Here is a 724-nt window from a genome sequence, read left to right on the forward strand (position 1 = left end):
AGTGCCGGGCGCTCGAGTTCCTCGAAACGCTGCCGGCGACTGCCGGCACGGCGCGAGAAAGGCCGCTCATTCAGCGCATCGAGCCGCTCGCGGATCGCCGCATTGGCCTCCGCCAGGCTGAAGAAGCGCCGATCGCGCATGGGTGCGAGGATCTCTCGCTCGACAATCAGCACGGCGTTCTCGGCCAGCGCCTTATCCTTCGGGGCGCGCACCCGCGCCGGGACCACGGCGAAGCCGTAGGCCGCGGCGAGCTCGGCGTAGGCGCGGTTGAGCTGCGGATCGTAGCGGTGGGGGCGCTGCACGGCGCTTTTGAGATTGTCCGGGACGATGCACTCGGGCACACCGCCGATGTAGGTCAGCGCACGGATGTGGGCGTTGAGCCAGTCGCTGCTGCCCTGAGTCGCCGACGCCTCGGCGTAGACCAGTTGCGAGCAGCCGAGCACGGCGACAAAGACCTGCGCCGGCAGCTGCTCACCGGTCTCGCCATCATGGATCGGGACGGTCATGCCCGCGTAGTCGACGTAGAGCGCCTCGCCGGCGGTATGGACCTGCGCCATGCTCGGCTGCTCTCGACCCAGGTGGCGGCGCAGGTGGACGCAAAACGCCGAGTAACCGTAGCCCTTCGGCTCCTGCTCGCGGTACTCAAGCCAGAGCTGGTGGCGGGTCACGCCCTTGCGCGTGAGCTCGCGGGCAACCTGCTCCCAGTCCGGCTCCGGCGGGAGGT

Annotated in this window: 1 protein-coding gene; it reads right to left on the minus strand. The window is 69.2% G+C overall.

The genetic code is table 11. From position 1 onward, the window contains the following. Positions 1–724 (minus strand): IS21 family transposase (gene istA, locus LRA98_RS12875; protein WP_238634281.1); only part of this gene is annotated, 724 nt, incomplete at both ends.

Source organism: Halorhodospira sp. M38 (assembly GCF_022227985.1).
GTDB classification, from domain to species: Bacteria; Pseudomonadota; Gammaproteobacteria; order Nitrococcales; family Halorhodospiraceae; genus Halorhodospira; species Halorhodospira halophila_A.